This is a genomic window from Collinsella aerofaciens ATCC 25986, assembly GCF_964239575.1.
Lineage (GTDB): Bacteria > Actinomycetota > Coriobacteriia > Coriobacteriales > Coriobacteriaceae > Collinsella > Collinsella aerofaciens_BQ.
Window position 1 is genome coordinate 16360 of record NZ_CAXSQQ010000007.1, and the last position, 20674, is coordinate 37033.

The window sequence follows — 20674 nt, forward strand, 5'->3', positions numbered from 1 at the left end:
CTGATAATTTTGTCCCACGTTGCTGCTCATGGCATGTTCGGTCCCCTTTGGGGTACCATGGAAACCGTCTGTATATCGATTCCTTTGGGAGGCTTGTATGAGTCCCATTCAAATCGCCCTGCTGCTGCTCGCTGTTGCCGGCGTGTGGGCCATCGTTGAGCTCGCGCTTACCCTGCGCAAGACCCGCACCGTTGTCGACTCGCTCGATAAGACCGTTAACGACCTCAACAACACCATCGCCGAGGCTCAGCCTGTGGTGGCAAAGCTCGATGGCGCTGTCGATGAGCTTACGCCGGCGCTTGCCCAGATGGAGCCGCTGCTTAAGTCGAGCAAGACGGCAGTTGATGCTCTTACCTCCAATCTCGTAGAGGTCGAAGCCGTGGTTCGCGACATTTCTGAGGTCACCGGTAGCATGGCCGAGGCCAGCAATGCTGTGTCGAGCGTGACCGACTCTGCCGCCGGTGCTGTGCAGAAGCTCTTCAATAAGGTGAAGTCTCCTGCGGCTGACACCGAGCGCAAGCTCGCCGCTGCTGCTGCGGAGGCAGAGCGGCCTACCGAGCGCGTCCTAATTGGCGAGGACGAGGCCGCCGCGGGTGACGATGATGGTCAGAAGTCTGTATCCAAGCCGGCTCAGTATTACACCTATACGCCCGCCGAGACCTCTGAGGAGTCCTGCGATGAGTAGCGAAGCAACCTGCCCTATCACGCTGACCGTTGCCGGTGACCCGCGTCTCGCTCGCCTTGTGCGCATGACGGCAGCCAACGTTGGTGCCCTGTGCTCTATGTCTGTCGATCGCATCGAGGACATCCGCATGGCTGCTGAGGAGGCTTTCATCTTTGGTTGCACCGCGGTCGACTGCGATGACATCACCATCAAATTCGATGTCGATGAGACCCACGTTGGCATGACTATTACCTTTGGCGACCAGGCTACGGTCGATGAAGACGACCAGGCTGCGGTGTATGCCGAGCTCATCCTCGCGAGCGTGTGCGACTCCTACGAAAAGACTACGGCGCCCCTGACGCTTTCCCTCGACCTCAAGGCGGATATCTAATATGACCGAACGTTCCCGGAGCGGCAAGACCGCTTGGGACAAGGAGAAAACCCGCGAGCTGTTTCGTCGCTATAAAGAGACCGGTGACCCGGACGCACGCGAGCAGCTCGTCATGTCCCACATGAACCTGGTAAGGTTTCTTGCCAACAAATTTAAGAACCGCGGCGAGCCGCTCGATGATCTGATGCAGGTTGGCTATTTGGGCCTGCTCAAGGCTATCGACCGTTTTGATCCCGAGCGCGGACTCGAGTTCACGACGTTTGCGACACCCACTATCCTGGGCGAGATCAAACGCCATTTTCGCGACAAGGGCTGGAGTGTGCGCGTACCGCGTCGTCTGCAGGAGCTCTCGGCCAAGGTCAACCAGGCTACTGACAAACTTACCAACGAGCTGCAGCGTTCGCCCAAGGTTGAGGAGATCGCTGAGTATCTAGATGTGACTGTCGATGAGGTCCTCGAGGCTATGGAATCGTCTTCGGCCTATACCTCGGTGCCCATCGAGGCTCCTGGTGCGTCCGATTCCGACGATGCCCCTTCGATTCTCGACCGTTACGCCGACGACGACAACGAGCTCGACTTTACCGATGACCGCCTAGTGATCGAGGAAGCCATCCTTGATTTCTCGCCGCGCGAGCGCGAGGTGATCGAGCTGCGCTTTGTGAAGGGCATGACCCAGATCGAGATCGCCAAGAAGCTGGGTATTTCTCAGGTGCAGGTTTCGCGTCTGCTGCGCCGCACGCTTAAGAAGATTCAGGACAAGATCGACCCCGACGGAGTGATGATTCGTTCATGAGTGAACACCCCCAACAAACCGATCGCGTGCTGCGCGACACCCGCATTCTGACGCTTCGCATTTGGGCTGTTGTCGGCTGCATTGTCATCGCCGCTGTCATCTTTAACCTTATGGGCATCCTGGCGCCGGTTATCGAGTTTCTTGCCGTCGGTTCCATCATTGCCTTTGTGATGTCCCCGATCACCAACTGGCTCGAGCACCATGGCGTGAATCGCGGCATCGGTTCGCTTATCGCGCTTATTGTTGTTGTTGCCGTGCTCGTCGGTGTCGTTTGCATCTTGTCGCCGATTCTCTTTGGTCAGATCATGGAAGTCCTGAGCCGCCTGCCCGAGCAGCTTCGTGTTGCGGGTGGCGATCTCAATGAGATGATCTCGCATGCCAAGACGCTCAATAACACGCCGCTCAAGGAGTATTTGGACGATAATCTTTCGTCGCTGGTTACCGTGGCATCGAAGTATGTGTCTCAGATTGCTGCCGAGCTTGGCCGCGGTGTGTTCCCGCTCATCACCAATACGGCCTCGCAGTTGTTCGTGATCTTCCTTGGTCTGGTGCTTGCCTACTGGATGGCCTGCGACTACCCTCGCATGCATCACGAGATTTGCACCATCATCGGTCAGGAGAAGGAGACCTCGTACCGCTTTATGGTCGCCATCCTTTCTCGCTCTGTCGGCGGCTACATGCGCGGTATGGTCGTGACGTCCATCTGCGGTGGTTTCCTCGCCTTTATCGGTTTTATGATCATCGGCCATCCGTATGCGGCGCTCATGGCTATCTTTACCGGCATCATGCATTTGGTTCCGGTCGTCGGTCCTTGGGTGAGCGCAGCAATCGCCACGGTACTCGGTTTCATGTTCAGGCCCATGTTGGCGTTTTGGACGCTTATCGTGACGATGATCGCGCAAAACGTCACCGATAACGTGATTTCGCCTAAGGTTATGCAGAGCTCGGTGCAGGTGCATCCCATCATGAGCCTCACGGTGCTCGTTATTGGCTCGGCACTCATGGGCCCCATCGGCATGATTATTGCCATCCCACTGTGTGCGGCCCTCAAGGGTATCTTCGTGTACTACTTCGAGAATGAGACCGGCCGCCAGCTTGTGGCCTATGACGGAGCCGTGTTTAAGGGCACGCCGCACCGCGATGCCGCTGGCAACCCGGTCGCCGCCTACGACGCGCTCGGCGACGACACCTTCATTTACGAGTCCGAGCTCATCGGCAACGAGACTGCGCCCGAGGCCAAGGCCATGCCCAAGCCCGAGCTCGATAATCCCTGGATCAAGCTCTCGGGCCTGCAGCCCGATGCGACGGGTTTCTTCAAAAACCCCTTCGCCAAAGACGATGATTCCAACTCAGACGACGATACCAATACCGGCATCGACGGCTCCATGGACGATGATGACAACTAGCGGGGTAATTCGGATTAATATTCATACGCGCTAACATGCAATTTCGCTGAAGGGCCGGCATTGTGCCGGCCCTCTTTTTTGCACTTGCGCGGTGGGATGGTAATATCGTTACGTTTGAACTGTTTCGATGTGAAACCGAGGAGATTCCCTCTATGAGTGCTGACTACCCGTCAATGACTACGGCCGAGATCCGCTCCAAGTTCCTCAACTTCTTTGAGGAGCGCGGTCTTAAGCTCTATCCTTCTTCGTCCCTCGTCCCCGATGATCCCTCGCTGCTGCTTGCCAACGCCGGCATGAACCAGTTTAAGGAGTACTACCAGGGCAAGAAGACCATGAAGGAGATCGGCGCGATCTCCTGCCAGAAGTGCGTCCGCACCAACGACATCGATTGCATCGGCGAGGACGGCCGTCACCTGTCGTTCTTCGAGATGCTCGGCGATTTCTCTTTTGGCGGCGTTTCCAAGGAGCAGGCTTGCGCATGGGCCTTTGAGCTCATCACCAAGGAGTTCAAGCTGCCGCTCGACCGCCTGTACTTTACCGTCTTTACCGAGGACGACGAGACCCACGACGTGTGGCGTTCTCTGGGCGTTGCCGAGGACCACATCTCCCGACTGGGCGAGGACGACAACTTCTGGGCCGCTGGCCCCACCGGTCCCTGCGGTCCCTGCTCCGAGATCTACTTTGACATGGGCGAGGAGGTCGGCTGCGGCAGCCCCGACTGCAAGCCTGGCTGCGACTGCGACCGCTTCCTTGAGTTCTGGAACCTCGTGTTTACCCAGTACGACCGTCAGGAGGACGGCTCCATGCCGGAGCTGCCGCACCGCAACCTCGATACGGGCATGGGCCTGGAGCGCATGGCTGCTATCATGCAGCACAAGACTGCTAACTACGACGGCGATCTGATGCAGCACCTCATCAAGCTGGGCGAGGAGATCAGCGGCAAGACCTATGACGCCGACGATTACTCCGGCGCCAGCCGTTCTCTTCGCATCATCGCCGACCACTCCCGTGCCGTCGACTTCATGATCTCTGACGGCATCCTGCCCGGTAACGAGGGTCGCGAGTACGTCCTTCGCCGCCTGCTCCGCCGCGCCGTGTTCCACGGTCGCCTGCTGGGCATCGAGGGCGCCTTCCTGACCAAGTTTATCGACGAGGTCAACGCTCAGATGGGCGAGGCCTATCCTGAGCTGCTCAAGAACGTCGCGCTCGTCAAGGGTATCGTCGCCTCCGAGGAGGAGCGCTTCTCCACGACGCTCGACAACGGTCGCGTCTACCTGGATGAGGCCCTGGCAGCGCTTGCCGAGGGTGCTGTGCTTCCGGGCGATGTTGCCTTTAAGCTGCACGACACCTTTGGTTTCCCCATCGACCTGACCGTCGAGATCGCCGGCACCGCTGGCCACGATGTCGATATGGACGGCTTCACTGCCTGCATGGAGGACCAGAAGGCCCGCGCCCGCGCCAATGCCAAAGGCGACGCCTGGGGCAGCTTCAACGACGTTTGGGTCGAGCTTTCCGACAAGGTCGCCGCGACTGAGTTCGACGGCTATGACAACGATGTGATCGAGGGCGCCAAGGTTGTTGCCATCGTGCGCAACGGCGAGTCCGTCGAGTCCGCTGCCGCCGGCGAGGACGTCGAGGTCGTTCTCGACCGCACTCCGTTCTATGCCGAGATGGGTGGCCAGCAGGGCGATGCCGGCGAGCTTTCCGCCGAAGGCGTTTCGCTGACCGTTTCCGATACCAAGAACCACAACGGCCTGTATGCTCACGTCGCCCACGTTGCCGAGGGCACGCTGGCCGTCGGTGCTACCGTGACCGCCGCGCTCGACGCCGAGCGCCGTGGCTTCCTGCGCCGCAACCACACCGCCACGCACCTGCTCGACGCCGCCCTTAAGCAGGTCCTGGGCGAGCACGTCTCCCAGGCCGGCTCGCTGGTGACGCCCGAGCACCTGCGCTTTGACTTTACGCACTTCGAGGCCCTGTCCTCCGAGCAGCTCAAGGCTGTCGAGGACCTGGTCAACCAGCAGATCTTCGCTTCCAAGCCGGTCGTGACCCGTGTCATGGGCATCGACGAGGCTAAGGCTGCCGGCGCTGTCGCCCTGTTTGGCGAGAAGTATGGCGACGTCGTCCGCGTTGTCTCCGTGGGCGCTGAGGACCAGCCGTTCTCCCGCGAACTCTGCGGTGGCACACACGCTGCAAACACCGCCGAGATCGGCCTGTTCAAGATCATTTCCGAGTCCTCCACGGGCTCCAATGTCCGCCGTATCGAGGCCGTGACCTCTAAGGGTGCCCTCGACTATATGGCCGACCGCCTGGCACTCGTTGACGCCGCTGCTACTGCGCTCAAGTGCCGCGTGGATGAGGTTCCCGCTCGCGTGGAGAACCTGCAGGCCGAGCTGCGCGAGACGTCCAATAAGCTCAAAAAGGCTCTGACCGGTGGCTCCTCCGACGCCATTTCCAGTGCCATCGAGGGTGCCGTCGAGCTCGGCGGCTACAAGCTCGTCGTCGCTGAGCTCCAGGGCCTTGAGGCTGCCGACCTGCGCAACGTATGGGATACCGTGCATCAGAAGGTCGCCGGCCCTGTCGCTTGTGTCGTCGCCAGCGTGACTGAGAAGGGCACTCCGGCCCTGCTCGCTGCCGGCTCCGATGACGCCGTCAAGGCCGGTTTCCACGCCGGTAACGTGATCAAGCAGATCGCGGGTCTGGTCGACGGTCGCGGTGGCGGTCGTCCCAACATGGCCCAGGCCGGTGGCAAGAATGCTGCCGGCATCGCCGATGCCCTCGCGGCCGCTAAGACCGCGCTCGGCGCCTAAGAATCTAAGAAGTCGCTGTGGTTGCGCTCGCGCTGGACATAGGGGAGACCAGGATTGGCATCGCCGTCTCGAGCCGTGATGGCAAGATGGCGATGCCTGTCAAGGTGCTTCCGGCTGCCGAGGTCACCGGTATGGCCAAGACGTTCCGCTACCTGGTGGAGGACTATGAGCCCGACATCCTGGTAAGCGGACGTCCCCTGACCATGGCCGGTGAGCCCGGCCCTCAGGCCGAGCGCGTTGCCGCTGTGGCGCAAAAGATTGCCGACGAGCTCGATCTTCCGTTGGAGTTTGAGGACGAGCGTCTGTCCTCGCAAGAGGCCAAGCGTATCCTGCGCGAGCAGGGACTCAACGAAAAGCAGATGAGGGGCAAGATCGACATGATTGCCGCCAGCCTGTTTTTGCAGACGTGGCTCGATCGTAAAAACGAGGAGGTTTCGCATGCCTAGTGCTTCCGATCCGCGCCAGCCGAATCGAACACAGCAGCCGGCGTCGCGCCCTGCCCAGCCTGGCCAGCGTCCGGCACAGCCGACGCAGCGCGCAGCTCAGCTTGCCGCGCGCCCGGCGCAGTCCTTCTCTCGTTCGGCCCAACCTGTTCAACGGACGGGTCAGCAGCCTTCTGCTCGTTCGTTTCAGCACTCGGCTTCTCACGCGGCTCAGCAGCCCACTGCTCGTACGGCCCAGCCTGCAGGCGGCACCCGCTTTAAGCAGCAGGCACCTACCCAGCGAACGCAGGCCCCCCAATCGCATTCGCATCACGCTCGTGGTTCGCATGGCGTTGCTCCGGCGACCCGCTCGAGCTACAACACGCATGCTCGTCGCGGTGCTCAAAAGAAAAGCTCCCCGGTTCCCATGATCATCGGCGTTGTGGTGGCGGTGCTCGCGTTTGCTGCGATCGCTTTCTTTGTCGTGCCGGCCGTCAAGGGCTTCTTTGCTGGTGAGGATACGAAGGTCACGGCTGGTCAGCAGGTTACGGTGACCATTCCCGATGGTGCTTCGGGCGATACGATCGCTTCGATTCTCTCCGAGAACCATATCGTAGAAAATCCCAAGGATTACTATGCGGCGGTGAAAAAGCTCAACGCCGATATGTCGCTCAAGCCTGGTGATTATTCGTTCACCACACTCATGGATGCGACCAAGGTTGTTCAGCAGCTCATGGAAGGCCCCAACGCGGGCTCCAATGCGCTGACTATCCCTGAGGGCCTGACGGTCGATCAAGTCGCCGACCGTGTGGCCCAGGCCTACGACAGCATCTCTAAGGAAGACTTCCTCAACCAGGCCAAGGCCTCCAACTACGTGGACGACTATAGCTTCCTTAAGGGCGCCGCCAACGACTCGCTCGAGGGTTTCTTGTTCCCCAAGACCTATTCGTTGGGTGATTCGCCGACGGCCGATGGCGTGATTCGCGCTATGCTCGATCAGTTTAAGACCGAGTACAAGTCGCTTGACTTTGCGAGCTGCGAAGCCAAGATCAAGGAACGCTACGGTGTGGAGATGTCCGACTACGACATCGTCAACTTGGCCTCTATCGTTGAGCGCGAGGGCCTCAACGCCGATCAACGTTCGCACGTGGCCTCGGTCTTCTACAACCGTCTTGCCGGCAAGCTCGATGGTCTGCGCTATCTCAACAGCGATGCGACCATGATGTATGTCACCGGTGGCGAGGTTACCGCCGACGACCTGCAGAGCGATAGTCCGTATAACACCTATAAGCACGAGGGTCTGCCACCCACGCCCATCTGCTCTCCGTCGCTCGAGGCACTCAAGGCCACCCTTGAGCCGACCGACTCTGATGACCTGTATTTCTACATTACGCAGGACGAGGAGTACTTCTCGCAAACCTACGAAGAGCATCAACAGTCTTGGAATTAGCATGAGGATTTTTAGCCCCAAACGATACGTTGCCTCGGTCGATCGCATCGACCTTGATACCCTTTGGGCCGACGGCAAACGCGCCATTCTGCTCGATCGCGATAACACCCTGGTGCCGCGCGACACCGAGCAGGTTCCCGCCGCGGTTTCCGCTTGGCTCGATGCCGCCCGCGCCAAAGGCTTTAAGCTGTGCATGGTGTCCAACAACTGGCATCGCGACCAGGTCATGAGCTCTGCACGCGAGCTGGGACTCGAGGCCATCAGCCACGCTATGAAGCCGGCGCCGTTTGCCCTCAAGGCGGGTCTTAAGCGCCTCGGCGCCACGGCCGACGAGGCGGTGCTGATCGGTGATCAGCTCTACACGGACGTGTGGAGCGGCAACTTCGCCGGCGTCGATACCATCTTGGTTAAGCCGCAGGCGACGCAGGACCTGTGGTATACGCAGATCTTCCGTATCTTTGAGCGCCGGGCCCTGCGCGACCTTCCCTGCGAGGAATAGGTCTCGCTATGTCCCAGCACAACAAACACGGCTGCGACCATATCTTCTTTATCGGCTTTTTGGGCGCGGGCAAATCGACGCTCGCGCGCAACGTCGGAACCATGTTCAAGCGGCGTTTTATCGATACCGACCGCCTGGTCGTGCGCCGTTGCGGCAAGTCGGTAACCGAGATTTTTGAGACCGAGGGTGAGGGTCGTTTTCGCGAGCTCGAGACCTCGGCGCTCCGTTCGCTCCAAAGCGAGCGCAGCCTGTTGGTTTCGTGCGGGGGCGGTATCGTCGAGACACCGGTGAATATTGAGCTGATGCACGAAATGGGTACGTGCGTGTACCTCGAGGGCGACTTCGAGGATTCGATTCGCCAGATTCGTCGGTCCGACACGCGCCCCGATTTCCGCTCGCCCGAGCATGCCGCGCGCCTGTTTGAGCATCGCCGTCCGCTGTATCGCCAGGCCGCCGACCTTACCCTTGATATTCGCAACAAGTCCTTCGAGGACGTTTCCTACCTTTGTGCCGAGATGCTTTTGGAGCGTGGGCTGCTATGATTCGCCGTCAACTGATCAATTTCCAAAACCGCAGCGTCGATGTCCGTGTCGGATTGGGCGCGTTCGAGGAGCTGTCGCGCATGTTTGCCTCGGCTGTGGGCAAGCCTAAGCGCGCGATGGTGGTTTGGAACTCCGCCTCGTCAGAACGTTTTGATGAGGTCGTCGAGCATGCGCTGGTCGACGCCGGTTTTGCCGTGTCGCTGCTCGTCCTCGAGGTTTCGCCTGCTGGTGCCACGCTGGCCGATGCCGATGCTATCTTTGGCGCCTTGTCTGCCAACGGCATTACCTGCGACGATCTGGTTGTCGCCGTTGGCGATGCCGCAACCTGCTCGGTTGTTAGCTGGTGCGCCAACCAGTGGTGCGGTCGCACCGAGTGCGCGCTGCTGCCGACGACGTTCGACGCCATGCTCACGGTCGCGACGACCATGAAGCCGCTCGTCGCCTCGTCGGCCAATGCGCTTCCCGCTATCGCGTTTCGTCCCGAACCGGGCTTGGTCGTGTGTGACCTCGACCTTGTTCGCGAGACGGACCCCGAGGACCTCAAGCTCGGCTATGTGGTACTTGTTGGCACCATGCTTTCGAGCAGCAAGTCCCGCTGGAATCAGTTTACTGAGACCGTCCCCGAGATTCTCGCGGGCGAGGAGGTCGCGCTCGTCAATGCCGTTCAATGGTCTCAGACTGCCCGCAAGGACGTACTGATGGCCACGAACCCGAGCGCCCGCCATGCGCTCGATTTTGGCAAGACGGGGGAGCGTACCTTGCGCGCTTGCTTGGGCGATGCCGCTTCGCAGGTCCCTGCCTACCAGCTGTTGTCCGAGGGCATGCGCTTTGAGGCGCGCCTTGCCCACGACGCCTGCGACTTCGATATCGATTACGTCTTTGAGGTCGATGACTGTCTGGAGGACTTTGGCATCGAGGAACTTGCCTTCGATCTGGAGCCTGCCGCATATATCGAGGAGTTCCGCAGACAGCAGTTCGCGCGCTCAAACCGCAGCATGCTGCCGCTGCCCGCGGCACTCGGCGCAATTCGCCTAACGAACGTTGAGGACGAGGTTCTTGAGCGCCATGCTCACGCCTACTTGGCTTCTCGCAAAGAACTTCTCTAAGATTTATTGACTTCCATCGTCTTTCGTATCATGTTGAGGGGCGGGTTTCCAATCGGTTGCGGATCGCATGCGATTCCGTCGTTCGGTTGAGACCCGTCCCGTCTATCTTGAGACAACAAGAAAGGAATCTGCATGTCTGAGTTTGCTGCCGGTCCTGCCGGTCGTATCGAGCGTGTCCGTGCCCTGATGGCCGAGCGCGGCTACGATGCCATCGTGGTGCGCGACGAGGCCAACCTTCGTTGGCTCACGGGCGTGAAGGGCGTCTTCGACTACACCTTCGAGTTCCCGCACGCTGCGTTTATTACGGTCGACCAGTGCCTGTTCCACACCGACTCGCGCTACCTCAACAGCTTTGAGGAGAACACGCCCGCCGGCAGCCCCTGGGTCTACGACATGGACGAGGGCACCATCCCTGGTTGGGTCGCCGGCAAGATTGCGGCTAACAAGTGCCGTGTCTGTGCTGTCGAGGACGATATGCAGATCAACTTCTACCAGGGTATTCAGCGCGGCCTGGAGGACCGTTCCGTCGCCTGCATGCTGCCGCTGATGCACGACGACATCCGCAAGATGCGCGCCATCAAGGATGCCGAGGAGATCGAGCTCATGCGCCATGCACAGTCGATCACCGATGCCGCCTTCCAGCACATGCTCGGCTTTATTAAGCCCGGTATGACCGAGAAGCAGGTTCGCAACGAGCTCGAGAACTTTATGTTCGCCAACGGCGCCGACAGCCTGGCCTTCGGCTCCATTGTGGCGAGCGGCCCCAACACCGCCAACCCGCATGCCGTGCCGAGTGACCGTGTCATCGAGAAGGGCGACTTCGTCCTCATGGATTACGGCGCGGGCTACTGCGATTACCGCTCCGATATGACGCGCACCGTCGTGATGGGCGAGCCCACCCAGGAGCAGCTTGACCTGTACGCACTCGTGCGCCGCACGCACGAGGAGTGCGTCGCCGCCATCCATCCGGGCGTTGAGGGTAACGACATCTTCAAGCTTTCCAAGAAGATCATCGGCGATGCCGGCTATGGCGATTACTACAACCATGGTCTGGGCCACGGCGTGGGCATCGACATCCACGAGCTGCCCAACTTCAACCGCAGCAAGAACACCATCGAGATCGGCTCGGTTGTCACCATGGAGCCCGGCGTCTACCTGCCCGGTGTGGGCGGCGTGCGCCTGGAGGACTACGGCGTCGTCACCGAGAACGGCTACGAGCCCTTCACCAAGACCCCGCACGACCTGCACGTTATCGACTGCTAGTCTACTTCGGTAGATAGTTTGGGGCGGGGCGTCCGGATCGATTCGGACGCCCCGCGTTCTCTTTTTATGCGCTCGCCGCAGGCGCCGTCTGCAAGTGTATAATTTCTGTCGTATGTAATTTGGACGCTTGTGCGTCCTGCCCATAACAAGAAAGGTCGCTATGCCTACCATTTCTACCGCCGACTTCAAGAACGGCCTCGGTCTCCGCATTAAGGACAAGGTCTACACCATCGTCGAGTTCCAGCATGTCAAGCCGGGCAAGGGCGGCGCGTTTGTGCGCTACAAGACCCGCGACATCAAGAGCGGCCGCGTCGTCGAGAACACCTGCAACGCCGGCACCAAGTTCGAGAGCGTCATGCTCACCACCCGTGAGTTCCAGTACCTCTACAACGATGGCACCGACTATATCTTCATGGACAACGAGTCCTATGAGCAGGTTCCCGTTCCCGAGGACATGGTGGGCGAGAACTCCAAGTGGCTGCGCGAGAACGACGTCTGCCAGCTGCTCTTCGCCGACGATGAGCTCATGGGCGTGACCCCGCCGATGTTCATCGAGACCACCATCGTCCAGACCGACCCGGGCTTTAAGGGCGACACCGTCCAGGGTTCCACCAAGCCGGCCACGATCGATACCGGCGCTGTCATCCAGGTCCCCATGTACCTCAACGAGGGCGAGGTCATCAAGGTTGACACCCGCGACGGCAAGTTCGTCTCCCGCGTCTAGCAACCAACTCTTCTAGGAGGACTCATGCCCCAGGAAATCAAGATTGACGGTATCGGCATTTCGCCCGATGTTCTGACCGCCATCGTCTCGCGCGCCGTGTCCGATGTCGAGGGCATCGCCTCCGTTGGCGTCAAGGACCTTGCCACCAACCTTGTCTCCATGATGCTCTCGTCCAAGGCCCCGGCTTCCGAGCCGGCGGTCGAGGCCGAGGTCGTCGGCGACAAGCTCGCGCTCACCGTGCGTGTCGTGGTGTTCTTTGGCTATCCGTTCAAGAAACTCGCCGAGGCCGTTCGCGCCGCAGTGGTCGCCGCCATCGATGCCCAGGTTGGCGTTGAGGTCGAGCGCGTTGACGTTTGCATCGACGGCCTCGTTTTCCCCAAGGAGTAACCTTTGAGCCTTAAGGTTTATCGCGGGCGTACGCTTGCCCGCAGTCAGGCGCTTCAGCTTCTGTTCCAGGCCGAGGCCACGGACAGCCCGCTCGAGCGCGTCCTCGAGGGCGATTTCCTGATCTCGAAGGGTCCCCTCGACCCCTATGCGCTGGAGCTGTGCCGCGGTGCCTATGAGCACATCGATCGCATCGATTGTGCCCTGCGAGCCGTCGCCAAGAACTGGGATCTTATGCGCATGCCCGGCGCCGACCGCAATCTGCTGCGTATCGCCGTCTACGAGATGCGCTTCCTCACCGACGAGGAGGTCTCGGACGCCATCGTGATCAACGAGGCCGTCGAGCTTGCCAAGGCCTATGGCACCGACCAGTCCGCGTCGTTCGTCAACGGCGTGCTGGGCAAGATCGCTCGCAGCGAGGAGCTGCCGGGCGAGGACCTGTACCAGGAGCTGCTGGCCGAAGATCGCGCTCGCGAGGAGGCCCAGGCTGCCGAGGCTGCCGCCAAGGTCGCTGCTGCTCAGGCTGCTGCCGGTGTACTTGCCGAGGATGCGGACGCCGCCGAGGCTGACATCGACTCCGTCGAGGAGTAGCCATGCCAGAGGGTTCTGTCCGTAACTTCGACGAGATCTCGGACCGCTTGGACCAGATTATCGCTACCGTTCGCTCCAAGGATACCTCCTTGGAGCGTTCGCTCGATCTGTTTGACGAGGCGATTGAGCTGGGCTCCCGTGCGGTCGATATGGTCGACAAGTTTGAGCTGACGCCGCGTGAGGCCGACAAGCTCGAGCAGGAATACGATGAGGATGCGGCAAACGAATCCCAGGATAACTAGGCCGCATCTCCGGATACGAATGGTTGATGGCATTCATGAAACGCGTGCGTCTTGATGACGAACTGATTTCACAGGGCATCTGCGCCGATCGCGCGGATGCCCTTCGCACTCTTATGTCCGGCTTGGTCTCGAGTGGCGGCGAGCGCTTGACTTCGCCGGGCCTTAAGGTGATCCCAGGCCTGCCGCTGCACGTGAAGGGGCGCATTCCCTATGTTGGCCGCGGCGGTCTTAAGCTCGAAGGCGCGCTTGATGCGTTTGACATCAATCCGACGGGCCTTGCCTGTCTGGATGTTGGCTGCTCTACCGGCGGCTTTACCGATTGCCTGCTCAAGCGCGGGGCTTCGACCGTTGTCTCGGTGGACGTGGGTCGCGCCCAATTCGATTGGTCGTTGCGTCAGGACGATCGCGTGACGCTGCATGAGCGCACCAACGTGACGCAGCTGCCCGAGCTTGGCTATGCCGGTGCCATCGACCTGGCTGTGTGTGATGTCTCGTTTACCAGCATCGCGAACATTATCGATGCGGTGCTGGCGTGCCTGGCGCCTACAGGTTCTTTTTGCACGCTCGTAAAGCCCCAGTTTGAGGCGCCGGCTGCGCTGGTGGGCGAGGGCGGCATCGTGACCGACCCCGCCGTCCGCCGCGATACGCTCGTGGCGGCGGTTGAACTCTTTGCTGCCAAGGGCCTGTTCCCGGTCGATGTGTGCGTGTCGCCCATTCATGGTGCCAAGGGCAACGTTGAGTTTTTCCTATACGGCACGAGGTTTGCCCCCGGCGAACGCACCGACGATGAGCTGCAATCCCAGGTATCGGTTTTGAGCGAGAAAGCTGCAACGCTATGAAGGTCTTTCTGGTTCCCAATTACTACAAACAAGAGGCGGTCGAGAGCGGCCTGATGCTTGAGCTTTGGTTGACGCGCCAGGGCTATGAGGTCGCATGGGCTGCCGACCAGCGATCGAAGATTCAGAGCACGCCTGATATTGACGGCTCCGATCTGGTCATTACGCTCGGCGGCGACGGTACGTTGCTGCGCGCTGCCCGCATCCTCAACCATCGCGAGATTCCTATCCTCGGTCTTTCCTATGGTCACCTGGGCTTTTTAACTGCTGCGAGCCCCGAGGAGCGCGACATTCTGCAGGTCGTGAGCGACGCCCTGTCCGGTGAGCTGCATGTGAGCCGTCGCGCCACCATCGCCGCGGATATCGTATCCGTGCGCGAAGACGGTACGAAGGATGTCGTGCGCACCTTCGCCCTCAACGACATGGCGCTTACCCGCGGTCCGCTGTCCGATATGGTCGAGTTCGACATCACGGTGTCGGGCCACCATATCGACCGACTGCGTGGCGACGGCGTGGTCGTTTCGACGGCGACTGGTTCTACGGGTTACGCGCTCAGCGCCGGTGGCCCCATCGTGAGCCCTGACTATACGGGCATGGTCTGCGTACCCATTGCGCCGCACACCATTCAGGCCCGCGCCTTCTTGACTTCGCCGAGTGATGTCGTCGAAATCTTTATGTCTGATGACCGTCCGAGCGTTCCGGCGATCGCTATCGATGGACAGTTTATTACCTGCGATGGCACCGTTGAGAGCGTGGCGGTGCGTCGCGGTCCCGGAGATGTGCTGCTTCTCGATTACGGTCCCGAGAGCTTCTATAACTCGGTGAGCCGCGTATTCTACGGAGTCCGTCATGATCGATGAGCTGCAGGTTTCTAACATTGCACTCATTCGCGAGGCGACGTTGGTGCCGAGTGCCGGCCTGACTGTCCTGACCGGCGAGACCGGTGCCGGCAAGACCGCGCTGCTCTCGGCCCTCAAACTTATTTTGGGCGAGCGCGCGGATTCGTCGACGGTGCGCGAGGGCGAGGCGCTCGCGAGCGTCGAGGCACGCCTGTTTGACGGCCCGCACGACACGGAGGGCTTCACCGTGCAGCGCAGTCTTTCTGCCGAGGGCCGCAGCCGCGTGAAGATTGACGGCCGCATCGCCAGTGTGCGCGAGCTTTCGGAGCGCGTTGGCGTGATGATGGATCTGTGCGGCCAACACGAGCACCAGCGCTTGCTCGATCCGGCGCATCATGTTGCGATGGTCGATGCCTGGGCAGGGCGCCCTGCACTCGAGGCGCTCGAGCACTACCGCGCCTGCTTTAAGGCTTCGCGCGCTGCCGCCAAGGAGGTTCGACGTGTTGAAGAGGCCTCGCGTGCGCAGGGGAGCCGCGTCGAGGAGGCGCGCTTTGCGCTCGAGCGCATCGGCGAGGTCGACCCTAAACCGGGCGAGTATGAGGAACTCGAGGAACTGCTGCCGCGCTCCGAACATGCCGAGGTGCTGGTTGCCACAGCTAACGATGCCCATGCATCGCTTGCCGCCGAAGGGGGAGCGCTCGATGCCGTGAATGGCGCCGTGGCCGAGCTTTCACGCATGGCGACCGTCGATCGCAAGCTGGGTGACATCGCCGATGCACTTTCGGATGCCTGTATCTCCCTTGAGGATTGCGCGAACGAGCTTCGTGCCTATCGCGATGGCATCGCCTTCGACCCGCGCGAGCTCGCTCGCATGCGTGAGCGGTATTCCGACCTCAAGGGTCTGTTGCGTCAGTGGGGTCCCACTATGGACGATGTTTTTGCCATGCGCGATCGCTCGCAAGAGCTGTTGTCCCTGGTCGATGATGGCGATGAACAGATCAAAAAGGCGCGTGAGGCACTCGGGAGCGCTGAGCGCGAGTTGTTTGCCGCTGCCAAGGCACTTAAGCGCGCCCGCAATACGGCGGCCCCGCGCTTCTGTCACGAGGTTGGCCGCCAGATGGCTCGCCTGGAGATGGGCGGCGCCGAGCTCGTCTGGGAGTCGCGCGATCTTCCCCGTGCTGAGTGGACGCCCGTTGGTCCTTCGAGCTACGAGCTGCTATACCGCAGCGGTGCCGGTTTGACTCCACGTCCCCTGCGCCGCATTGCGTCGGGCGGCGAGCTCAGCCGCGTCATGTTGGCAAGTAAGGTTGTCCTCGGTAACGCGGACGGTGTCGATACGCTGGTGTTTGACGAGGTCGATGCTGGCGTCGGTGGCTCCACGGCGCGTGCGCTCGCGGGCGTGCTGGCAGATCTCGCCGCTACGCATCAGGTGATTGTCGTAACCCACTTGGCGCAGGTCGCCGTCATGGCTGACAAGCATTATGTCGTCAGCAAGGAACCGGGCGATGTTCCCCAGACGCATTTGGACGAGGTAACCGGTGAAGCGCGTACCGCCGAGATCGCCCGCATGTTGAGCGGCGATCAGTCCGAGGCAAGCTTGGCCCACGCGAAGCAGATGCTCGAAGAAGCTCGAGGTTAGGTCGTATCAGCGGTGTTGGTGGGACAAAATGGACTGAAATTTTTGTCCCACTACGCGTTTTACTCAACGACCTTATCCGGCTGGATGAGCTCCTCGTAGTAGCTGATATGCTCGCGAGCGTCTTCAATCTCGGGCAGCAGGAAGTTGTAGATGACTTCGATGATCATCGTGGCGCTGATCTTGGAGAACGCAAAGTCGCCCGTTGTCAGCAGCGCTTCGTGGTTGACGGTGTTAAAAGTGTAGTCTGCCAGGCGCGCGAGCGGGGATTTACTGTCGCTGCTGATGACGACTACGGTTGCGCCGCAGTTGTGAGCCGCTTTTGCCATGCGATTCAGTCGGCGCGATTTGCCAGAGTTTGAGATTAGCACGATGACGTCACCCGGGCGTAACGTGAGCGCAAAGCCGATTGATGTCTCGCTAATGGTGCTCGCCATGCAGCGCAGGCCCAGCTGCGAAAACTTAAACGTCGCATCGAGCGCGACCGCGTTCGTATTGCCCACGGCGGCGAACTCAATAACGCCGGCATTCTTAAGCGCGTGTACAACTGCGGCCAACGTGTCGTGATCTATGCCGTCGATGGTCGCATTAAGCTCACTCACCTTGGCGGCGAGGATATTTTTTAGGCTCTGCTCCATATTGTCGAGCGAGACCTCGTCAGTCAGGCCCTCGTTACGCTGGCTTTCCAAATCCCTCGCCAACGAAAACTGAAAGCTGCGGAAGCTACCAAAGCCAAGCTTGCGGCAGAAGCGCGAAACGGTCGCCTCGGACGTGGCGGCGGCGCGCGAGAGCTGAGCGGCCGTGAGGCGTGGCGCCTCGGACTGGTGCTCCAATATATAGTCGACAATGCGCTGCTCGGACTCGCTGTATCCCTGATGGGTGCTAATGAGGGAAAGTGCGCTCTTGCTACTATCGGTCATGGATGGCTCCTGGTTGGCATGAAAATCTAATTTACTACGCCATGCCATAGTATACGGGCATTTTCAATTACAAGATACACCTTGCCGTTTCAAGTGTTGATGGTAAACTTTCACTTACCGTTTACGGTTATGAAAGAACCTTTCACCGGAGATTTGCACCTTAGCTCTTCTCACGCGGACGGTAGGTTGGTATCTTTCAGTTGTGGAAAAACGCGCATCGAAGCGCGTGTAGGGGAGCGCCCGCGGGCGCTGTACTCAAGAAGGAGGGACACATGGCTAAGTTTGACATCATCGCCGCGACCGGTTGCCCGACCGGCATTGCGCACACCTTCATGGCGAAGGAGGCGCTGGAGAAGGCTGCTGCCGAGCGTGGTCTGACCATTAAGGTCGAGACACATGGCCAGGTCGGTGTCGAGAACGAGCTCACCAAGAGTGAGATCGCTGGTGCCAAGGCCGTTGTCGTCGCAGCCGATAAGGATGTCCAGGCTGAGCGTTTCGCCGGCAAGCCCATGGTTTCCGTCGGTGTTTCCAAGGCCCTGTCCGTCGAGGCCGCCGGAAAGCTGATCGACCGCGCGCTCGCCGCCAAGGGCGACGACACGGTTGCCGCTGCCGCCGATGTCGAGGACGAGGTCGAGGAGAAGGAGTCCATCGGTCACGTCATCTACAAGCACCTCATGAACGGCGTCAGCCACATGCTGGTCTTCGTCGTTGCCGGTGGTGTTCTGACCGCCATTTCGTTCCTGTGGGGCATCACGTCCTTTGATTCGACGGCTGCCGACTACAACAGCTTTGCCGCGATGCTCAAGATTATCGGCGGTATCGCCATGAACCTCATGGTTCCGGTGCTCTCCGCTTACATCGCCGAGTCCATCGGCAAGCGCCCGGCGCTCGTCCCCGGCTTTGTTGCCGGTATGATTGCCATCCAGGGTCTTCCCATCAACGCCGATACCGGCATGATCGACGCTGGAGGCTCGGGTGTGGGCTTCGGCTTCCTGGGCGGCATCGTCGGCGGCTTCCTCGCTGGCTATGTCATCCTGCTGCTCGAGAAGGCTTTCTCTAAAATTCCCGCGAGCCTTAATGGCCTGAAGGCAATCTTCCTGTATCCGCTGTGCTCTACCGCCATCGTCGGCCTGGTCATGCTCGGTATTTCCGGCCCCATGGCTGCCATTAACCAGGGCATGATGGATTTCCTGCAGAGCCTCGGTAACTCCGGTCCGGTGATCCTTGGCCTGGCCATCGGCTGCATGTGCGCCTTTGATATGGGCGGCCCGGTCAACAAGGCTGCTTACGCTACTGGCACCTTCCTGCTCGGTACCGCTCTCGAAGCTGGCGTCGGCACCGAGACCTACAACTTCGGCACCAACTTCATGGCTGCCGTCTCCGCCGCTTGCATCGTTCCGCCGCTGATCACCACCTTCGCCGTCGTTGTCGGCAAGAAGTACTTCAGCCAGGAGGATCATGACGCCGGTATCGTCAACCTCATCCTTGGTTGCACCCACATCACCGAGGGCGCCATTCCGTTCATGACCAAGAACATCTGGCCCGTCATGCCCATCATGATGCTCGGTTCTTCCATCGCTTCCATCTTGACCATCTTCTTCAACGTTCACGATCCGGCGCCTCACGGCGGCTTCCTGGTCCTGCCTGTTGTCGAGAACGGTCCGCTGTGGGTCCTCGCGATCCTCATCGGCGCTGTGGTCGGTGGCATCCTGTTCGTGGCCTTCAAGAAGTACGACTTCGAGAAGAATCAGAAGGCCGCTCCTGTAGCCAAGCCCGTCGAGGCCCCCAAGGCCGAGGCTGCCGACTTCGTGAAGGTCGAGAATGTCTTTGTCGCCGAGGACTTCGCTTCTCGTGACGAGGCTCTGAGCTTCGTTTCCAACCAGGCCGTCAAGGCAGGTATCGCCAGCGACGCCGACGCCGTGATGAACGCCTTCCTGGCTCGCGAGGCCGAGGGCACTACGGGCATGATGGAGGGCTTCGCCATCCCGCATGCCAAGTCCGACGCCATTACCGAGGCTGCCGTCATCGTCGTTAAGGACGAGTCCGGCGTGACCGGTTGGGACACCATGGACGGCGCTCCCGTTAACGTGGCTATCGCCCTGCTCATCCCTGGTGCCCAGGCTGGCACCACGCACCTCAAGATCCTGTCCAAGGTCGCCGAGGCGCTCATGGACGAGGACTTCCGTGCCACCGTCAAGGGTTCCACCGACGCCGCCGAGATCGCCAAGACGATCAACGCCCGCCTGGTCTAATCCCCCAGCCCGCGAATAACATCGCCCCCTGTATATAAGGCGGAGTCCCTCCCCAGGGCCTCCGCCTTTTTTCTATCCCTCCCATAAGTTGCGGTGAAATAGGGACTGTTTAAACGATTCAACCCCAAATTCAGTCCCTATTTCACCGCAACTTACAAAAGGGCATAGAGGGGGCTACCTATCGAGTCTTTGTCGCGAACAGATCATTAGCCAGAATTCCGTTCGCACGATATTGCTCTGGACCGACCGAGTTTCTGCAGCTTGCTCGCCCACAGGGGGCCGGGCGCGGCCAGTGAGATTTATCGCGAGTTCCGCACGAGCCGAAGAGCACTTAATGTGCTCTTCGTGCGAGCAGGACTGTAGAGCAGGAAATCTCACTGGCCGCGCCCGGCCCCCTGTGGGCGAGCAAGCGGACGACAAACACATCTGTCCAACAATTCGTCCGAAACATAATGAAAAACCGTTTGATGTGAGTTAATATAAACAACGTCGTGAATCTGACTCCTGCCACATACATGACAGGGGTTAAACACAAAAAAGGAGTCAACTATGGTTTCTGAGAAGGCTACCCTCGTTAATCCTCAGGGTCTGCACATGCGTCCGGCTGGTCTGTTCGCCTCCACCATGGGCAAGTACGCCTGTGACGTGACGGTCGTCACCCCCGAGAAGGAGGTCAACGGCAAGTCCCCGATGGCCCTCATGGCTGCTGGTATCCCCTGCGGCACCGAGGTCGAGGTCAAGTGTGACGGCGCCGACGAGGCCGAGGCTCTGGCTGCTGCCATCGAGCTCATCAAGAGCGGTCTTGGCGAGTAGAACTCAAACGGGTCGCATGTTGAACAACTAAGTTCATATTTGGGGGCGCAGTGACCTGTTGTAAGGTAACTGCGCTCTTTTGTCATGGATA

21 protein-coding genes are annotated in these 20674 nt (G+C 60.2%); 20 read left to right on the top strand and 1 reads right to left on the bottom strand.

The window, feature by feature from the left end; genetic code table 11:
• Nucleotides 1-97 precede the first annotated feature (97 nt).
• From ACESUZ_RS05305 to ACESUZ_RS05390, 18 genes are all read left to right on the top strand, one after another.
• Nucleotides 98-685, top strand: coding sequence for a hypothetical protein (locus tag ACESUZ_RS05305; RefSeq protein WP_195362129.1), 588 nt, complete (start codon nucleotides 98-100; stop codon nucleotides 683-685).
• The gene (locus ACESUZ_RS05310; protein WP_006233993.1) at nucleotides 678-1055 is read left to right on the top strand and encodes an ATP-binding protein; all 378 of its coding nucleotides are present in this window, start codon (nucleotides 678-680) and stop codon (nucleotides 1053-1055) included. Before ACESUZ_RS05305 ends, ACESUZ_RS05310 begins: the two co-directional genes overlap by 8 nt.
• 1 nt (nucleotide 1056) lies before the next feature.
• Nucleotides 1057-1848, top strand: a complete 792-nt coding sequence (locus tag ACESUZ_RS05315; protein ID WP_373198873.1) for an RNA polymerase sigma factor SigF — start codon at nucleotides 1057-1059, stop codon at nucleotides 1846-1848.
• Entirely contained in the window at nucleotides 1845-3254 is a 1410-nt protein-coding gene (locus ACESUZ_RS05320; RefSeq protein ID WP_373198875.1) for an AI-2E family transporter, read from the top strand. Before ACESUZ_RS05315 ends, ACESUZ_RS05320 begins: the two co-directional genes overlap by 4 nt.
• 152 nt (nucleotides 3255-3406) lie before the next feature.
• A complete protein-coding gene (gene alaS, locus ACESUZ_RS05325; RefSeq protein ID WP_373198877.1) occupies nucleotides 3407-6064 on the top strand; it encodes an alanine--tRNA ligase in 2658 nt (885 codons plus the stop codon).
• A gap of 17 nt (nucleotides 6065-6081) precedes the next feature.
• On the top strand, nucleotides 6082-6510 hold the full coding sequence (gene ruvX / locus ACESUZ_RS05330; RefSeq protein ID WP_035138185.1) for a Holliday junction resolvase RuvX: 429 nt from the start codon (nucleotides 6082-6084) through the stop codon (nucleotides 6508-6510).
• On the top strand, nucleotides 6503-7936 hold the full coding sequence (mltG, locus tag ACESUZ_RS05335) for an endolytic transglycosylase MltG (protein WP_373198879.1): 1434 nt from the start codon (nucleotides 6503-6505) through the stop codon (nucleotides 7934-7936). Before ruvX ends, mltG begins: the two co-directional genes overlap by 8 nt.
• A 1-nt stretch (nucleotide 7937) precedes the next feature.
• Nucleotides 7938-8435, top strand: coding sequence for a YqeG family HAD IIIA-type phosphatase (locus tag ACESUZ_RS05340; protein WP_117646451.1), 498 nt, complete (start codon nucleotides 7938-7940; stop codon nucleotides 8433-8435).
• Nucleotides 8436-8443: 8 nt separating this feature from the next.
• Nucleotides 8444-8977 (top strand): shikimate kinase, encoded by a 534-nt coding sequence (locus ACESUZ_RS05345; protein WP_373198881.1) that lies wholly within the window; start codon nucleotides 8444-8446, stop codon nucleotides 8975-8977.
• On the top strand, nucleotides 8974-10083 hold the full coding sequence (locus ACESUZ_RS05350; RefSeq protein ID WP_373198883.1) for a hypothetical protein: 1110 nt from the start codon (nucleotides 8974-8976) through the stop codon (nucleotides 10081-10083). The genes ACESUZ_RS05345 and ACESUZ_RS05350 overlap by 4 nt, the downstream gene beginning before the upstream one ends.
• A 132-nt stretch (nucleotides 10084-10215) precedes the next feature.
• Complete coding sequence (locus ACESUZ_RS05355; RefSeq protein ID WP_138112424.1) at nucleotides 10216-11346, top strand: M24 family metallopeptidase; 1131 nt, start codon at nucleotides 10216-10218, stop codon at nucleotides 11344-11346.
• Nucleotides 11347-11506: 160 nt separating this feature from the next.
• Entirely contained in the window at nucleotides 11507-12070 is a 564-nt protein-coding gene (efp, locus tag ACESUZ_RS05360; protein WP_117799248.1) for an elongation factor P, read from the top strand.
• 24 nt (nucleotides 12071-12094) lie between these two features.
• Entirely contained in the window at nucleotides 12095-12457 is a 363-nt protein-coding gene (locus ACESUZ_RS05365; protein WP_006233982.1) for an Asp23/Gls24 family envelope stress response protein, read from the top strand.
• A 3-nt stretch (nucleotides 12458-12460) separates the two neighbouring features.
• On the top strand, nucleotides 12461-13045 hold the full coding sequence (nusB, locus tag ACESUZ_RS05370) for a transcription antitermination factor NusB (protein ID WP_373198885.1): 585 nt from the start codon (nucleotides 12461-12463) through the stop codon (nucleotides 13043-13045).
• A gap of 2 nt (nucleotides 13046-13047) precedes the next feature.
• A complete protein-coding gene (locus ACESUZ_RS05375; protein ID WP_373198887.1) occupies nucleotides 13048-13287 on the top strand; it encodes an exodeoxyribonuclease VII small subunit in 240 nt (79 codons plus the stop codon).
• 35 nt (nucleotides 13288-13322) lie between these two features.
• Nucleotides 13323-14126 carry a TlyA family RNA methyltransferase gene (locus ACESUZ_RS05380; RefSeq protein WP_373198942.1) on the top strand — a complete coding sequence of 268 codons (804 nt, stop codon included), beginning with the start codon at nucleotides 13323-13325 and terminating at the stop codon, nucleotides 14124-14126.
• Complete coding sequence (locus tag ACESUZ_RS05385) at nucleotides 14123-14983, top strand: NAD(+)/NADH kinase (RefSeq protein ID WP_035138200.1); 861 nt, start codon at nucleotides 14123-14125, stop codon at nucleotides 14981-14983. Before ACESUZ_RS05380 ends, ACESUZ_RS05385 begins: the two co-directional genes overlap by 4 nt.
• On the top strand, nucleotides 14973-16601 hold the full coding sequence (locus ACESUZ_RS05390; RefSeq protein WP_373198889.1) for a DNA repair protein RecN: 1629 nt from the start codon (nucleotides 14973-14975) through the stop codon (nucleotides 16599-16601). The genes ACESUZ_RS05385 and ACESUZ_RS05390 overlap by 11 nt, the downstream gene beginning before the upstream one ends.
• A gap of 59 nt (nucleotides 16602-16660) precedes the next feature.
• On the opposite strand, the gene ACESUZ_RS05395 is transcribed toward ACESUZ_RS05390, so the two are convergent.
• Nucleotides 16661-17518 carry a MurR/RpiR family transcriptional regulator gene (locus tag ACESUZ_RS05395; protein ID WP_240128741.1) on the bottom strand — a complete coding sequence of 286 codons (858 nt, stop codon included), beginning with the start codon at nucleotides 17516-17518 and terminating at the stop codon, nucleotides 16661-16663.
• 272 nt (nucleotides 17519-17790) lie between these two features.
• On the opposite strand from ACESUZ_RS05395, the gene ACESUZ_RS05400 reads away from it, so the two are divergent.
• Both ACESUZ_RS05400 and ACESUZ_RS05405 read left to right on the top strand, forming a co-directional pair.
• Nucleotides 17791-19770 (top strand): fructose-specific PTS transporter subunit EIIC, encoded by a 1980-nt coding sequence (locus ACESUZ_RS05400; protein WP_373198891.1) that lies wholly within the window; start codon nucleotides 17791-17793, stop codon nucleotides 19768-19770.
• A 549-nt stretch (nucleotides 19771-20319) separates the two neighbouring features.
• Nucleotides 20320-20583, top strand: a complete 264-nt coding sequence (locus ACESUZ_RS05405; protein WP_022094575.1) for an HPr family phosphocarrier protein — start codon at nucleotides 20320-20322, stop codon at nucleotides 20581-20583.
• Nucleotides 20584-20674 lie beyond the last annotated feature (91 nt).

What these genes read in the sequence shown, in the direction of transcription:
- ACESUZ_RS05365 (WP_006233982.1), top strand. Translation starts at nt 12,095, where the DNA reads ATGCCCCAGGAAATCAAGATTGACGGTATCGGCATTTCGCCCGATGTT.
- alaS (WP_373198877.1), top strand. Translation starts at nt 3,407, where the DNA reads ATGAGTGCTGACTACCCGTCAATGACTACGGCCGAGATCCGCTCCAAG.
- ACESUZ_RS05305 (WP_195362129.1), top strand. Translation starts at nt 98, where the DNA reads ATGAGTCCCATTCAAATCGCCCTGCTGCTGCTCGCTGTTGCCGGCGTG.
- efp (WP_117799248.1), top strand. Translation starts at nt 11,507, where the DNA reads ATGCCTACCATTTCTACCGCCGACTTCAAGAACGGCCTCGGTCTCCGC.
- ACESUZ_RS05355 (WP_138112424.1), top strand. Translation starts at nt 10,216, where the DNA reads ATGTCTGAGTTTGCTGCCGGTCCTGCCGGTCGTATCGAGCGTGTCCGT.
- ACESUZ_RS05395 (WP_240128741.1), bottom strand. Translation starts at nt 17,518, where the DNA reads ATGACCGATAGTAGCAAGAGCGCACTTTCCCTCATTAGCACCCATCAG.
- ACESUZ_RS05340 (WP_117646451.1), top strand. Translation starts at nt 7,938, where the DNA reads ATGAGGATTTTTAGCCCCAAACGATACGTTGCCTCGGTCGATCGCATC.
- ACESUZ_RS05390 (WP_373198889.1), top strand. Translation starts at nt 14,973, where the DNA reads ATGATCGATGAGCTGCAGGTTTCTAACATTGCACTCATTCGCGAGGCG.
- ACESUZ_RS05320 (WP_373198875.1), top strand. Translation starts at nt 1,845, where the DNA reads ATGAGTGAACACCCCCAACAAACCGATCGCGTGCTGCGCGACACCCGC.
- ACESUZ_RS05385 (WP_035138200.1), top strand. Translation starts at nt 14,123, where the DNA reads ATGAAGGTCTTTCTGGTTCCCAATTACTACAAACAAGAGGCGGTCGAG.
- ACESUZ_RS05405 (WP_022094575.1), top strand. Translation starts at nt 20,320, where the DNA reads ATGGTTTCTGAGAAGGCTACCCTCGTTAATCCTCAGGGTCTGCACATG.
- ACESUZ_RS05400 (WP_373198891.1), top strand. Translation starts at nt 17,791, where the DNA reads ATGGCTAAGTTTGACATCATCGCCGCGACCGGTTGCCCGACCGGCATT.
- mltG (WP_373198879.1), top strand. Translation starts at nt 6,503, where the DNA reads ATGCCTAGTGCTTCCGATCCGCGCCAGCCGAATCGAACACAGCAGCCG.
- ACESUZ_RS05350 (WP_373198883.1), top strand. Translation starts at nt 8,974, where the DNA reads ATGATTCGCCGTCAACTGATCAATTTCCAAAACCGCAGCGTCGATGTC.
- ACESUZ_RS05310 (WP_006233993.1), top strand. Translation starts at nt 678, where the DNA reads ATGAGTAGCGAAGCAACCTGCCCTATCACGCTGACCGTTGCCGGTGAC.
- ACESUZ_RS05375 (WP_373198887.1), top strand. Translation starts at nt 13,048, where the DNA reads ATGCCAGAGGGTTCTGTCCGTAACTTCGACGAGATCTCGGACCGCTTG.
- ACESUZ_RS05315 (WP_373198873.1), top strand. Translation starts at nt 1,057, where the DNA reads ATGACCGAACGTTCCCGGAGCGGCAAGACCGCTTGGGACAAGGAGAAA.
- ACESUZ_RS05380 (WP_373198942.1), top strand. Translation starts at nt 13,323, where the DNA reads ATGAAACGCGTGCGTCTTGATGACGAACTGATTTCACAGGGCATCTGC.
- ACESUZ_RS05345 (WP_373198881.1), top strand. Translation starts at nt 8,444, where the DNA reads ATGTCCCAGCACAACAAACACGGCTGCGACCATATCTTCTTTATCGGC.